The 12,919-nt window shown below is 67.8% G+C and carries 13 protein-coding genes; 4 read left to right on the forward strand and 9 right to left on the reverse strand.

What is annotated here, in order from left to right:
• Nucleotides 1-35 precede the first annotated feature (35 nt).
• Together IHQ52_RS04375 and IHQ52_RS04380 are read right to left on the reverse strand one after the other, a co-directional pair.
• A complete protein-coding gene (locus IHQ52_RS04375) occupies nucleotides 36-1,835 on the reverse strand; it encodes an alkyl/aryl-sulfatase (protein ID WP_024499040.1) in 1,800 nt (599 codons plus the stop codon).
• Nucleotides 1,836-1,989: 154 nt separating this feature from the next.
• Nucleotides 1,990-2,322: a TfoX/Sxy family protein gene (locus IHQ52_RS04380; protein WP_024499041.1), complete on the reverse strand. Its 333-nt coding sequence runs from the start codon at nucleotides 2,320-2,322 to the stop codon at nucleotides 1,990-1,992.
• A gap of 71 nt (nucleotides 2,323-2,393) precedes the next feature.
• Between IHQ52_RS04380 and IHQ52_RS04385 the strand changes: the two genes are divergently transcribed.
• Nucleotides 2,394-3,584: an acyl-CoA dehydrogenase family protein gene (locus IHQ52_RS04385; RefSeq protein ID WP_024499042.1), complete on the forward strand. Its 1,191-nt coding sequence runs from the start codon at nucleotides 2,394-2,396 to the stop codon at nucleotides 3,582-3,584.
• A 117-nt stretch (nucleotides 3,585-3,701) separates the two neighbouring features.
• Entirely contained in the window at nucleotides 3,702-4,940 is a 1,239-nt protein-coding gene (locus IHQ52_RS04390) for an amidohydrolase (protein WP_024499043.1), read from the forward strand.
• Nucleotides 4,941-4,965: 25 nt separating this feature from the next.
• On the opposite strand, the gene IHQ52_RS04395 is transcribed toward IHQ52_RS04390, so the two are convergent.
• The 3 genes from IHQ52_RS04395 to IHQ52_RS04405 are packed head-to-tail and all read right to left on the reverse strand — an operon-like array spanning nucleotide 4,966 to nucleotide 7,180.
• The gene (locus IHQ52_RS04395) at nucleotides 4,966-5,124 is read right to left on the reverse strand and encodes a hypothetical protein (protein WP_157753411.1); all 159 of its coding nucleotides are present in this window, start codon (nucleotides 5,122-5,124) and stop codon (nucleotides 4,966-4,968) included.
• Entirely contained in the window at nucleotides 5,103-6,302 is a 1,200-nt protein-coding gene (locus IHQ52_RS04400; protein ID WP_035760540.1) for a lipase family protein, read from the reverse strand. The genes IHQ52_RS04395 and IHQ52_RS04400 overlap by 22 nt, the downstream gene beginning before the upstream one ends.
• Nucleotides 6,299-7,180, reverse strand: a complete 882-nt coding sequence (locus tag IHQ52_RS04405) for an RDD family protein (protein WP_394854761.1) — start codon at nucleotides 7,178-7,180, stop codon at nucleotides 6,299-6,301. The genes IHQ52_RS04400 and IHQ52_RS04405 overlap by 4 nt, the downstream gene beginning before the upstream one ends.
• Before the next feature lie 109 nt (nucleotides 7,181-7,289).
• Here IHQ52_RS04405 and IHQ52_RS04410 point away from each other — a divergent pair, with 109 nt between their 5' ends.
• Both IHQ52_RS04410 and IHQ52_RS04415 read left to right on the forward strand, forming a co-directional pair.
• Nucleotides 7,290-8,282, forward strand: coding sequence for a stage II sporulation protein M (locus IHQ52_RS04410; protein ID WP_024499046.1), 993 nt, complete (start codon nucleotides 7,290-7,292; stop codon nucleotides 8,280-8,282).
• Between the two features lie 40 nt (nucleotides 8,283-8,322).
• The gene (locus tag IHQ52_RS04415; RefSeq protein WP_024499047.1) at nucleotides 8,323-8,598 is read left to right on the forward strand and encodes a membrane protein; all 276 of its coding nucleotides are present in this window, start codon (nucleotides 8,323-8,325) and stop codon (nucleotides 8,596-8,598) included.
• 12 nt (nucleotides 8,599-8,610) lie between these two features.
• Here IHQ52_RS04415 and IHQ52_RS04420 read toward each other — a convergent pair whose 3' ends face one another.
• The 4 genes from IHQ52_RS04420 to IHQ52_RS04435 are packed head-to-tail and all read right to left on the reverse strand — an operon-like array spanning nucleotide 8,611 to nucleotide 12,888.
• A complete protein-coding gene (locus IHQ52_RS04420) occupies nucleotides 8,611-9,903 on the reverse strand; it encodes a DUF58 domain-containing protein (RefSeq protein ID WP_024499048.1) in 1,293 nt (430 codons plus the stop codon).
• Nucleotides 9,903-10,946 (reverse strand): AAA family ATPase, encoded by a 1,044-nt coding sequence (locus IHQ52_RS04425; RefSeq protein ID WP_024499049.1) that lies wholly within the window; start codon nucleotides 10,944-10,946, stop codon nucleotides 9,903-9,905. Before IHQ52_RS04425 ends, IHQ52_RS04420 begins: the two co-directional genes overlap by 1 nt.
• Entirely contained in the window at nucleotides 10,943-12,211 is a 1,269-nt protein-coding gene (locus tag IHQ52_RS04430; RefSeq protein WP_024499050.1) for a DUF4350 domain-containing protein, read from the reverse strand. Before IHQ52_RS04430 ends, IHQ52_RS04425 begins: the two co-directional genes overlap by 4 nt.
• A complete protein-coding gene (locus IHQ52_RS04435) occupies nucleotides 12,208-12,888 on the reverse strand; it encodes a DUF4129 domain-containing protein (RefSeq protein ID WP_024499051.1) in 681 nt (226 codons plus the stop codon). The genes IHQ52_RS04430 and IHQ52_RS04435 overlap by 4 nt, the downstream gene beginning before the upstream one ends.
• Nucleotides 12,889-12,919: the final 31 nt, after the last annotated feature.

The raw sequence follows: 12,919 nt of genomic DNA on the forward strand, positions 1-12,919 counted from the left end.
GCGACCCGAACTGCGTTGCCGCCAAATGACTTCGCTCACGGTGTGACGATGGCGAACCCGGGATCGGGGTCATCGACCAATCCGGTGATGGTCGAGATCGCGGACGTATCGCCCTCCAAGGTGGCACCACTGGCTGCCGTGCCGGTGAGAAGGCCCAGCAGATCGCGCTTGGTGAGTGTCACGACGAGATCGGCGGGATCCTGTCGCCGCGTCGGGTGGTGGATCAGGACACCGTTCGAGAGCTCCATCCGATAGGTCTCGTCGGTGTCGGTGAAGTGCCATCGGATGGACGTCGACAGGTCCCACGCTCGCGGGCCGTCGATGCGGATGGCGAGACTGTCGAAGAGTTGGGTGATGGTGAGCGCGCTCGCGATTCCGGACCCGCTGACCGGTGCGGGATGTGGCCGGCCGACGAGCTCGTCGGCACCGACCAGGAAGTTGTTGCGCCAGGTGGCGCACTCGGATCCGTATCCCAGTTTCGTGAACACCTGCGCGAGGAGCTTTTTCGCGCCCGCATGGTCCGGCTGGGCGAACACCGCGTGGCCGGCCAGTTCCGCGGCGAATCGAAGATCTCCCTCGTCGGCGAACTCCTGCGCTTTCGCGACCGCTGCCTCGACCCCGCCCAGCGCACGCACGTACCGAGCGGCCGACGCCTCCGGTGGGTGCTGCCACAGATGGGCCGGATTGCCGTCGTACCAACCGAGATACCGCTGATAGATCGCTTTCACGTTGTGGCTGACCGAGCCGTAGAACCCGCGGGCGTGCCAGGCCGCGTCGAGGACCGGCGGCATCGGGAAGTCCTCGGCGATCTCGCTGCCCACGTATCCCTGATTCATTCGCCGCAGCGTCTGATCATGGAGGTAGGCGTACAGATCGCGCTGCTGGGTCAGATAGACGAGCAGTTCGTCGGTGCCCCAGGTGGGCCAATGATGGGAGGCGAAGGCGACATCGGAGTCGTAGGCGAACATCTCGATGGCCTCGGTGAGGTATCGCGACCAGATGCGGGCGTCGCGCACCTGTGCGCCCCGCAATGTCAGCAGGTTGTGGAGATTGTGAGTTGCGTTCTCGGCCAGACACAGTGCTCGGTGATCGGGGAACCAGAAGTTCATCTCCGACGGCGCTTCGGTACCCGGCGTCACCTGGAAGATCATCCGGACACCGTCGAAGGTCTCTTCCTGTCCGGTGTGGGTGATGTCGAGCGTCGGGGCGATCAAACCCACTGTCCCGGTGGATGTGCTGGGACCGAGTCCAGCGCCGAGGGTCCCGGTCGCGCCGACCGGCAGCACGATCCCCGTGTGATACATGCTCCGCCGCAGCATCGCGGTGCCCGCGTAGACGTTCTCGGAGACGGCATGTTCGAGAAAGTGTTCGGGCGCGACGATCGGCACGGTGGTGTCGACATCGACGACGCCGAGAACGCCGCCGAAGTGATCGACATGGGAATGGGTGTAGATGACTGCGCTCACCGGTCGTTCACCGCGATGCCGACGGTAGAGGGCAAGGCCGGCCGCCGCGCATTCCGACGAGACCAGGGGATCGATCACGACCACCCCCGTGTCGCCCTCGACCAACGTCATGTTCGAGAGGTCGTAGCCGCGGATCTGATAGATGCCGTCGGTGACCTCGAATAATCCGTGAACCGACGTGAGCTGGGCCTGCCGCCACAGATTCGGGTTGACGGAGTCGGGACAGTGACCGGCAGTTGCCTCCGCGAAACCCGCGGCGTCGTAGACGACACGGCCGTCACCACCGTGGACGACAGCGGGTTCCAGGACCCCGATCAAACCCCGGTTGGCGTTGTCGAAGTCTGTTCGGTCGGAGAAATCGGCAGGCATCGGATCTCCTCTTCCGGCAGGCTCGGCGGACTGCGCGGATCAGATCGATGTTCGGTTCCCGACACCATTGACACCAGTTGCGGTCACAGTATCGCCCACCGGCCGGGCTGTGACAGCAGGATCAGGGAGTTCGTGGGGCGGGGCCGCCCGCCCCTCACTTCGGCGGCAGCTTCCTGGCGTAGTCGGAGCCGATGGTGACCCAGCGGGTCAGCTGACGATCGCTGGCGATCCCTTCCTCGAAGACGCGGAGCCAGCCGAGGGTCTCGCGCGCCGACATGTACATCGGCGCGGTGTGGGGGTACTCGAGAAGGGTGTTGGTCTCCTCGGGCGGCACGTGCACCATGATCCCGCCCTTGCCGCTCACGGCCACGGCCATGTTGCCGTTGATCAGGAACGCCAGGCCGCCGAACATGGGAACCTCGTCGACGCCGGCCTCCGCCGCGAGCAACGCGCGGATGCGGAAGGCGAGTTCCTCGTCGTAAGCCACGTCCCCAGGCTATCGGCGGGTGTGACGGGGAAGGACTTGGCAACTAACTTACCCAGCAGTAAGGTCATGCCATGGCGATCAACCTGGAGCTCCCGAAGAAGTTCGATTCGACGGTCGAGCGCACCCACCTGGCTGCCGAGCACATCTTCCGGCCGATCTCACGGAAGTATGACAAGGCCGAGCACGAGTACCCCGTCGAACTCGACGACCTCGCGAAACTGGCCAAGCAGGGTCGCGGGTCGGAGCAGTCGGCCGACTCGTCGAGCGGCGACGACGGACCGTCGGTCAACGGCGCCAACATGCGCGGCCTGATCTCGGCGCTCGAGATGAGCTGGGGCGATGTGGGCCTGCTGCTCTCCATTCCCGGCCAGGGTCTGGGCAATGCCGCCATCGCGGCGGTCGCCAACCCCGAACAGCTCGAGAAGTTCTCGGACGTGTGGGCGGCGATGGCCATCACCGAGCCCAGCTTCGGGTCGGACTCGGCAGCCGTCTCCACGACTGCGACCCGCGACGGCGACGACTACCTCCTAAACGGGGAGAAGATCTTCGTGACCGCCGGCTCGCGAGCCGATCACGTGGTCGTCTGGGCCACCATCGACAAGAGCGTCGGTCGTGCGGCCATCAAGAGCTTCGTCGTGCCGATGACGACCGAGGGGGTGACGGTCGCCCGGCTCGAGCACAAGCTCGGCATCAAGGCCTCCGACACCGCCGTGATCCGCTTCGAGAACGCCCGCGTGCCCGCCGAGAACCTGCTCGGATCACCGGAGATCGACACCAAGAAGGCGTTCGGCGGGGTCATGCAGACCTTCGACAACACCCGCCCGGTCGTCGCGGCGATGGCGATCGGCCTCGGCCGTGCCGCACTGGAGGAACTGCGCCGGATGCTCGACGAGGCCGGCCACGAGATCGACTACGACCGCCCGGCCTCATCCCAGCATGCGACCGTCGCCGAGTTCATCCGACTCGAATCCGAGTGGGAGGCATCGTGGTTGCACACCCTGCGCGCCGCGTGGATGGCCGACAACAGGCAACCCAACTCCACCGAGGCCTCGATGTCGAAGGCGAAGGCGGGTCGTACGGTCACCGAGATCACCAACAAAGCGGTGGAAATCGGTGCGACAGCTGGCTTCTCGGAGACCTCGCTGCTGGAGAAGTGGGCCCGGGACTCCAAGATCCTCGACATCTTCGAGGGAACCCAACAGATTCAGCAGCTGATCATCGCGCGCCGCGTCCTCGGGAAGTCCAGCGCCGACCTGAAGTGAGGCGCACCGGGTTGTCCGTCCGGGAAGGATGAAACCGACGCATGCGGACCCTGCCGCGTGTGACGATGGGGTCGGGCCGGAGATCCGGTCCAGACGCCCGCCGTTGGAGGTCGTGGCATGACCACTCCTGTAGACATCCCGATCGACCCTTCGCTCGTCGACCTCTACAAAGACCTCCACAGACACCCGGAACTCGGCTTCCAGGAACAACGGACCGTCGGCTTGGTTGTCGAAAGGCTCGAATCGGCGGGTTTCGATGTCACGACCGGCGTCGGCAGGACCGGAGTGGTCGGCATCCTGCGAAACGGGGATGGTCCGACGATCGCGATGCGCGCCGACATGGATGCCTTACCCGTTCTCGAGGACACCGGACTCGACTACGCCAGCACCGTCACGGCGACCGACGAGAACGGTAAGACGGTCCCGGTCGCCCATGCGTGTGGTCATGATCTGCACACCACATGTCTCCTGGGTGCGGCGGCAATCCTCGCATCCGATATATCGGGATGGTCGGGCACCGTCGTCGTCATCTTCCAGCCCGCCGAAGAGCTCGGTGCCGGCGCTCAGGCGATGGTGGACGACGGACTGTGGGATCGGTTCCCCACACCCGACGTCGTGCTCGGTCAGCATGTCTCGCCATTGCCCGCCGGCAAGATTGCCGGGCACCCCGGCGCGTCGTACGCCGGGTCGGACTCACTCCGGGTGCGACTCGTGGGTCGTGGTGCACACGGCTCGATGCCCGAGGCCTCCGTGGATCCCATCGTGCTGGCCGCTGCCACGGTCCTGAGGCTGCAGACCGTCATCTCCCGGGAGATCCCGAGCACCGCCACCGCTGTGCTCACCGTCGGGTCGATCCACGCCGGTGACGCCGCGAACGTGATTCCCGGGGAGGCCGAGATCCAGCTGAACATCCGCAGCTACAACGAGACCGTGCGCGGCAAGATCCTCGACAGCGTCGAGCGCATCGTGCGCGGCGAGGCGGCGGCGTCGGGCGTGCCAGACGAGCCGACGATCACCGAGATCGAACGGTTCCCGGTGGTCACCAATGATCCGGACGCGCTGGGCAAGACGCTGAGCGCCTTCGCGGACTGGTTGGGCGCGTCCAACATCCTCGATCCGGGGGCCGGCGCGGGCAGCGAGGATGTCGGCATCTTGGCCACGAGCTGTGGCGCACCCCTCTCGTACTGGCTGCTCGGCGGAGCCGATCCGTCCCTGTTCACCACCGGTGACATGACGGATCCGGCGCTGCTGAAAGTACCGTCCAACCACTCACCGCACTACGCGCCGGTGATCGATCCGACGCTCGCGACGGGAGTCCGAGCGCTGGTCATCGCGGCCCGTACCTGGTTGGGTTAGCCACTCCGAAAGGGCGAACCGCCGCTCACCGGCCGTATCCCAGCACGCGACCGTCGCCGAGTTCATCCGCCTCGAATCCGATTGGGAAACAGCCCAACTCCACCGAGGCCGCCATGTTGAAGGCCCTCGGGAAGTCCAGCGCCGATCTGAGGTGACCGGCGATCAAACCTGCCTGATCAGCCACCGCGCAACACCTTCGGCGCCACCCGGCTCGGTCGCCACGCCGGCATGCCCGATGAGGCGTTCGTTGTAGGTCACTCGCACCCCGCTTCGCCGATAGGTTTGCACCAGTTCGGATACCAGGGGTTGCGGGGAGACGGTGTCGGTCGTCCCGGCTTCGACTCGCACCGGAAGTCCCGGGGAGAAACGTAGGTGCGCAACGTCGTTGCGATCGAGGATGCTCATCAGATCGGTCTTCAACTGGCTGCCGCGCGGTCCGAGTAGCTGAGCTGGGGCCAGCCCGCCGAAGGAATCGAACCCGGTGAGCCCGACATAGCACCGCTGCTCGACCTGCGGAACGAGACGGCGTGCCGCCGGACTGAGACCGCCGTTGAGCATCAGCTGCCCGAAGTCCGGATCTGCGGCGGCAGCGCCGTAACCGATCAACGCCGCCAGACCCATCAACTCGTTGATGGCCGGACCGGCAACGGGAACGGCGGAGACGGCGTCGAGCATCCGCGCGACCTGGGTGGGCGGTGCCAGCGCCGCGACGCCTCGCAGTTGCAATCCCCGCCATTCGGATTCGGGCCGAGATGCCGCGAAGAGCGCGGCCACCGCACCCTCGGAGTGTCCGGCCACCACCACGTCCCGACCGATCCGTGAGTCCTCGCGTGACGCCGCGACCGCCATGTCGATCGCCGACCGGGCGAGCGAATCGCCGATCAGGTATGGATGCGGTCCGGGACCACCGATTCCCTCGAAATCAGGCCGGACGACGGCGAATCCGGCGTCGAGCAGGTGGGAGACGATGAGGTCACCCGACGTCATCCGCGGGAGTTCGGGATGCCCCGCATGACCGCCGGACGGAGCGCAGGAGTCCGCCGCGCCGACCGTCATGTGATTCCACACCGCAAGCGGCCAGCCGTCACGCGGCGGCGCGGACCGGGGTAGCAGCACGGTCCCGGTCATCTCGGTCGGTGTGCCGCGCACCGACGTCGAGCGGTAGCGAATCCGGGTCGTCGACGACGCGGCGTCGAGTGCAACCACGGAGGTGTGCACGGTCTCGGAGGAGACGATGTGCGGCACCGAGTCCGCGGGTGCCGAGAAAGCGGGGGGCGCCGGCGCCGTACCCCCGATGGTCATCAGGGCCCCGGCGATCAGGGCGCAGAAAATCTTTGCGCGGTGTCGGGCGGATGTTCTCATCGCAACAACCTTTCCCGCAGGAGTGCTTCACGTTCGAGTCGTTCGGCGTCGCGGCGTCGACGTTCGGCCATGATCGCCGACAGCACATCCTCGAACGACGCGCCCTGTGGCGGCGCGGGCGCCACGAACGGCGCCGCGTCGAAGACCAGCCGACGCGCTGCGGCGGCCCGGGGTTCGGGCTTCATGCCGTGGCGGCCGTTGAGGAACTGGCGGATGATCACGGCGAGGCCGTCGGGCAGGGCCGCCATGTCGGCCGCCACCGCCCACGAGACGAGTCCGGCGGGCATTTCGATGGGATGCTGTTCTTCGATCTTGTGCCGGTCCCGGATCACGTAGGTGCCGGCGAGGAGGTCACCGAGCCGCTTGTTCTTCCGCGAGATCGCGGCACTGATGAGCGCGGGCAGACCCAGGCAGGCGTACATCTCGATGAACCCCACCAGCGCCCGGGTGAGCGAATGCCGGAAACCGATGGGCCCGGCGTCATCTCGGACGGTACGCAGGCCGACGACGAGATGACCGACGGTCTTGCCCCCGGTGAGGGTTTCCGCGACGGTGGGCAGGGCGATGACACTGACGATGGGCAGCATCGTGTTGACGGCGCCCCGCCAGGCCTCGTTGAGGTCGATGGCCACCTGGTACGTCAGCCACCAGAGGATCAACCAGAGGGCGATCCCCAGCGCGACGTCGATCATCCCCGACAGAATCCGATAGCCGAGACCGCCCGGCGGCAGCGCCAGTGCCACCGCCTCACCGGAGACCAGATCGTCGCGTCCCACGCCGACCGTGGCCGACGCACCTGCACCCCAGACGGTCGGCGGCGGGCCGGTCGGGACACCCGCCAGTCGCGGGGGTCCTGGCGGCGGCGGTACGGATGGCACGCCTCACCATACGACGCGAACCGCGGCTCGCACCCTCACCCGTGCACAGGGACGACACCCGTCGAATGACACGTCCTGCGTTGACCCGGATGCCGGTTACCCTGGCCGAATGGACCTCGACGCCTATGTCTCCGCGCACCGCGCGACGTGGGAACGTCTCGATGAGTTGTCGCGCCGGCGGCGTCTGACCGGAGCCGAGGCCGACGAGATCATCGACACCTATCAGCGGGTGGCGACGCATCTTTCGGTGATCCGCTCGTCGGCGCCCGACGCATCGCTCGTCGCGTACCTGTCGGCGTTGCTGGCGCGGGCCCGGGGTAGAGCGTCGGGGACGAGGGTGAGTACCTGGTCGACGTTCATCGACTTCTTCGCGGTGTCGTTCCCCGCTGCGCTGTACCGGATGCGGTGGTGGTGGCTGACGGTGATGGGCGTGTGTCTGCTCGCGGCCGCCGTCATGACCTGGTGGGTTCTGGAGCATCCGCGGATCGAGAGCTCGTTCGCCTCGGCGCAGGAGATCGAGCGGCTCGTCACCAACGACTTCGAGAACTACTACAGCGAATACGAGGCGACGTCGTTCGCGGCGCGGGTGTGGACCAACAACTTCTGGCTGGCCGCGATGTGCATCGTTGTCGGCGTCTTCGGCCTGCCGGTGATCTGGATGCTCTACACCAACATCCTGAACCTGGTGGTGATCGCGTCGATCATGATCCGGCACGGTCGCGGAGACCTGTTCTTCGGTCTGCTCCTGCCACACGGCATGCTCGAACTGACCTGCCTGTTCGTCGCCGCGGGAGTCGGACTCCGGATCTTCTGGTCCTGGGTGTCACCCGGGAACCGAACGCGCGCAGCCGCTCTCGGTGAGGAGGGTCGGACCGCCATCGGCGTGGCGCTCGGTCTCGTCGCCGTCCTCCTGCTGTGCGGGGTGATCGAGGCCTTCGTGACCCCTTCGCCGCTGCCGACGTGGGCGCGGATCGGGATCGGGGTGACCGCCTGGTTGCTGTTCATGACCTACGTCTTCGTCGCCGGGCGCCGCGCGCACCGAGCCGGTGAAACCGGCGACCTCGCCGAGCTGGATCGCGGATTGACTGCACCGACCGTGTAGGAATGAACGGGAGTGCAGCTACCCCGAAAGGAACACCAGGATGGCCAAGAACGACAAGTCTCTGGACGCGGTCTCGTTGATCGGAGGAGGTCTGGCGGCGGTCGGTCTGACGCACTTCGTCAAGCCGGAGGTGTTCGCTCCCATCACCGCACCCGTGTTCCCCGAGGACACCACGACGTGGACCTACCGCAACGGTGCCTGCGAGACCGCGATCGGCATCGCGCTGGTGTCACGCCGCACCCGACGCCTCGGCCTGGTCGGCCTGGCCGGCTACCTGGGCTTCCTCGGCTACCGGGCGGTCCAGGCCAAGAGCTAGTTCGACGCAGCGCTACAGCAGCCCGCGTGATTTCAGCAGCAGATAGTGATCTGCGAGTCGCGCGGGCAGCGTGTCGGGCGGGGCGTCGACGACGTCGACGCCGAGTCGTCCGACGGCAGTGGCCGTCCGGTTGCGCAGGGTGACGGTCCGGGCGGCGGCCGCCGCGTCGTAGACGGCTTCCGGATCTTCCCGGGCGTCGATCATCTCCTCCAGCGCAGGGTCGGCAACGGACCCGATGACCACCTTGTAGCGCTGCGCGAGAACCGACAGCGGGGGCAGCAGTGACTCCTCGACGGCGGCCGGTTCCATCGGGGTCAGCAATACCAGCAGTGCGCGCTGGCGGCTGATCTTCGCGACCTCGGCGCCCAGCATCGGCCAATCCGCCTCCAGCAGTGCCGGTTCGAGGTCGGCCATCGCCGTGACCAGCCTGCTGAGCAGCGTCGTCCGGCCCTCCCCGACCACTCGACGGTGCACGCGTCGGTCACCGGCGATCAGGTCGACCCGGTCGCCCGCATGCGATGCCAACGCCGCCAGCAGCAGGGCGGCGTCCATCGCGGCGTCGAGTCGGGGGACATCGCCGACGCGCCCCGCGGAGGTGCGCGACGTGTCGAGCACGATGACGATGTGTCGGTCCTTCTCCGGTTGCCAGGTCCGCACCACGGTCGACCGGCGTCGTGCGGTCGCCCGCCAGTCGATGCTGCGGACGTCGTCGCCCTCGACGTAGTCCCGGAGAGAGTCGAATTCGGTGCCCTGGCCGCGGATCCGGACCGCCGACCGGCCGTCGAGCTGGCGGAGGTGGGCGAGTCGGGAGGGCAGGAGCCGACGTGACCCGAACGGCGGGAGCGCGCGGACCCGGCCGGGAAGCGGGACACTGCGTTGCCGTCCGGCCAGTCCCAGAGGACCGAGACGGCGCACCGTCACCCGTACGGCGAGTCGGTCGCCACGTCGCGTGGGGGTGAGAGTGGTGGTCACGGTGGTGGTCTCACCGCGCGGCACGATGAGGCGATGGACGGCGCCCGTGGCACCCGCCGAGGGTTGCCAGCTGTCACGCAGGACGCCGCGAAAGGTCCCGGTTCCGGTGTTGGTGACCGTGATCGAACAGGAGGTGCTCTCCCCCAACCGGACCGGTCCGATCACCGACCGTGTCATCGTGATGGTCTTCGTCGATCCGGCGAGCGCGAGGTCGAGGCACATCAGCAGCACACAGAACAGCACCCACAGCACGGGGACGGCGTAGTTCGGCCACACCAGGATCGGCACTGCGCCGAGCAGCACCAGTACCAGAAACCGGCCGGTGAGGAACATCAGCGCGGGACGGGAACCGAGTTGACGGCGGCATCGAGGACCGAGCCCACCGACACGCCTTCGAGTTCGGCCTCCGGCCGCAGCGTCAGCCGGTGCGCCAGCGTCGACTGTGCCAGGGCCTGAACGTCATCGGGGGTCACGAAGTCACGGCCGTTCAGCCACGCCCACGCGCGGCTGGTCCCGAGCAGCGCGGTCGCGCCGCGCGGGCTGACGCCGAGTGCCAGGGACGGCGAGAACCGTGTCGCCCGGGCGATGTCGACGATGTAGGCGGCCACCTGTGGTGCGACACCGACGCGGCGGACCTGCTCGATGCCGGCTTCGACGTCGGCGGCCGAGGCGACCGGTCGAAGTCCGGCGGCGGCGAGATTCCGCGGATCGAACCCGGCCGCATGCCGGGTCAGGACCGTGATCTCGTCCTCACGTGGCGGCACGGGCAGTGTCACCTTCAGCAGGAAACGGTCGAGCTGGGCCTCCGGCAGCGGGTAGGTGCCCTCGTACTCGACGGGGTTCTGCGTTGCCGCCACCAGGAACGGGCTGGGCAGCGGATGGCCGACGCCGTCGACGGTCACCTGCCGTTCCTCCATCGCCTCCAGCAACGATGCCTGCGTCTTCGGCGGGGTGCGGTTGATCTCGTCGGCCAACAGGAGGTTCGTGAACACCGGTCCCTCGCGGAACGTGAACTCCGAGCTGGCGGAGTCGAACACGAGCGAACCCGTCACGTCCCCGGGCATCAGGTCGGAGGTGAACTGCACGCGTTTGGTCTCGACGTCGAGCGCCGCCGCGACCGATCTGACGAGGAGGGTCTTGGCGACGCCCGGAACGCCTTCGAGCAGGATGTGTCCGCGACACAAGAGTGCGATGAGGATGCCCGCGACCGCCGGGTCTTGCCCGACAACGGCTTTGGCGACCTCGGCACGCACCGCACCGAGTGCCTCGCGTGCCTTGTTCGACGACGGGGCGGGTCCACCGTGCGGATTCTGCGGCGATGGGGCCGCCTTCCCGGACGGACCGGGGCCGAAGGTGCGGGATGGATCGACGGTCATGGTGTGTGCCGGACTTCCTTCTCGAGGGCGGTCAGTTCACTGGTGAAGACGACGAGGCCGGTGTCGGTGGTGGGCAGCGGCCCCGCGAGCAGGGTCCGTACCTGTGGAAGGTCGCGGCCGGTGACGGACACGACGGTGGTGATGATGGCGTGGACGGCGGAGTCGGCGGTCTCCCCCGGTGCCACCATCGTTTCCCAGTCGGGTGCCGCCAACTCGTCGGTGGCCCGACCGGCGTCGTACGGGAGGCCGAGGTAGGAGGCGAGCGAGGTCAGGGTGTGAATGCGCAGCGCGGCGGCCGCGCGGGCGTCGGCGCGAGCCTTGTGGTACATCCGGCCCCGTGCCTGGGTGGTCTCGATCGCCTTGACGACCGCCGGCAGCGGCTCGGTGACCAGCGCGCCGAAACGGCGACCGCGCCAGAGCATCAGGACCAGGACGGCGAACGCAGCCAGCACGACCAGCGGCCCGAGCGCCTCCGGGATGTCGGATTCCTCTTGCGCCGAGGCGACTTCGTCGGTGAAAAGAGGTACATACCAAAGGATGTCGTGCGCTCCGGCGAAGAGACGGGTGGCCACGCCCGCGTTGTCCCGGAGCGCGAGGTTCTCGTTGATCAGCATGTCGCCACTGACGACCACGATCTCCGGGCGGGTCGATGTGGCCGGCACGATCAGCACATTCGACGCGGTGCCGGTGGTGAAGCACGACGTCGCGCCCGGTGCGGATGTGCTGTAGCCGAGCGCGCCGCCGGTGATGGTGTCGTCGTCGGCGATCTCGGTGGTCGTGCACCCGGCGAGCACCGCGGACGGGGCACCGCCGTACTCGAGCCGGACCGGTAGTCGGAGAAGTGACAGAGCGTTGTCCTGTGGCGCGATCAGGATCACCCGGTGTGCGTCGGAGACCCGGTCCAGGAACTGTTGTGCGGTACCGGGGTTCAGTGCTCCGATCGATGACACGACGACCGTCGTGCTGCTCTCGGGGCGCGGCGAATCGGTGAACTCGTCCAGTCCACGGGCCTGATGGAGGTCGCCGCCGTGGTCGTCGATGATCTGGGCGAGGGCACGCGCACCCTGGGGCCGTGGATTGTCGGGGTCGTAGCTGACACCAGGCCCCGGTTCCGCACCGAACACGGTCAGCGCGGAGACACCGAGCAGGCCGATCGCTCCGGTCACCGCGACGACGAGCACCACCACGAGTACCCAGATCCATCGCGGCGTGCCGCGCTTCGGCGGGGCGGGCGCGATCGACGGTGTACGTGCCGTCGTGGTCATCGGGGCACCGCCAGACGACGCGGACCAGATGTGTCCACCCCGGCGGGTCGGGCGGACGACACGGTGCGCTCGAGGTCGAGCACCGCACGGGCCGACCCGGCCGCCGCATGGCGACCGCCGTAGGCGATCGCATCGAACAGGTCTGCGGCGCTCCGGAGTTCGACGCCGTGCTCGTCGAACCGGAACGCCAGTTCGGACGCCACCTCGTGTGCGGTGAGGGACGGCTCGTCGGCCAGCAGACCTCGTTCGATGCCGCGTTGGGCAAGCGCGCGGACGGCGGTGATCACACTGGTGTCGTAATCGCCGGCGGCATAGCGGGTCTCGGCTTCCGCGCGGAGCTCTTTCGCCGAACGCGGGCTTCCGGACAACACCACCTTCGCTGCGGCGTTCTCGGTGGCCTTCGGGACCCGCGGGGTGCGGCGTACGCGGCGGATCACGAGAACGGCGAGTCCGAGCGCCACGAGGATGGCGATCACGATGACGATCGCCCGGATCGTGTCCGACCCGCCGACCAGGTCGAGGACGTTGTCGGCGATCCATCCCCAGACCCGGTCGCTGAACCGGTCCCACCACGACGGTTCCGGCGGTTGGTAGGCGTTCTGGGAGAGTTCGTCCTCGGCCCAGCGGCGGGCTTGCTCGTTGCCGGGATCCAGGGGTGCGGCGAGGATCGGGGTCACCGCGCACCCGACCGCGGGTCGTGCGGTGAGT

The sequence above is a fragment of the Gordonia amicalis genome (genome assembly GCF_022059885.1).
In the GTDB taxonomy this organism is placed as follows: Bacteria; Actinomycetota; Actinomycetes; order Mycobacteriales; family Mycobacteriaceae; genus Gordonia; species Gordonia amicalis.

Coding starts and splice junctions, on each gene's coding strand:
- IHQ52_RS04375 (WP_024499040.1), bottom strand. CDS start 1,835: ATGCCTGCCGATTTCTCCGACCGAACAGACTTCGACAACGCCAACCGG.
- IHQ52_RS04385 (WP_024499042.1), top strand. CDS start 2,394: ATGGCGATCAACCTGGAGCTCCCGAAGAAGTTCGATTCGACGGTCGAG.
- IHQ52_RS04390 (WP_024499043.1), top strand. CDS start 3,702: ATGACCACTCCTGTAGACATCCCGATCGACCCTTCGCTCGTCGACCTC.
- IHQ52_RS04400 (WP_035760540.1), bottom strand. CDS start 6,302: ATGAGAACATCCGCCCGACACCGCGCAAAGATTTTCTGCGCCCTGATC.
- IHQ52_RS04410 (WP_024499046.1), top strand. CDS start 7,290: ATGGACCTCGACGCCTATGTCTCCGCGCACCGCGCGACGTGGGAACGT.
- IHQ52_RS04415 (WP_024499047.1), top strand. CDS start 8,323: ATGGCCAAGAACGACAAGTCTCTGGACGCGGTCTCGTTGATCGGAGGA.
- IHQ52_RS04420 (WP_024499048.1), bottom strand. CDS start 9,903: ATGTTCCTCACCGGCCGGTTTCTGGTACTGGTGCTGCTCGGCGCAGTG.
- IHQ52_RS04425 (WP_024499049.1), bottom strand. CDS start 10,946: ATGACCGTCGATCCATCCCGCACCTTCGGCCCCGGTCCGTCCGGGAAG.
- IHQ52_RS04430 (WP_024499050.1), bottom strand. CDS start 12,211: ATGACCACGACGGCACGTACACCGTCGATCGCGCCCGCCCCGCCGAAG.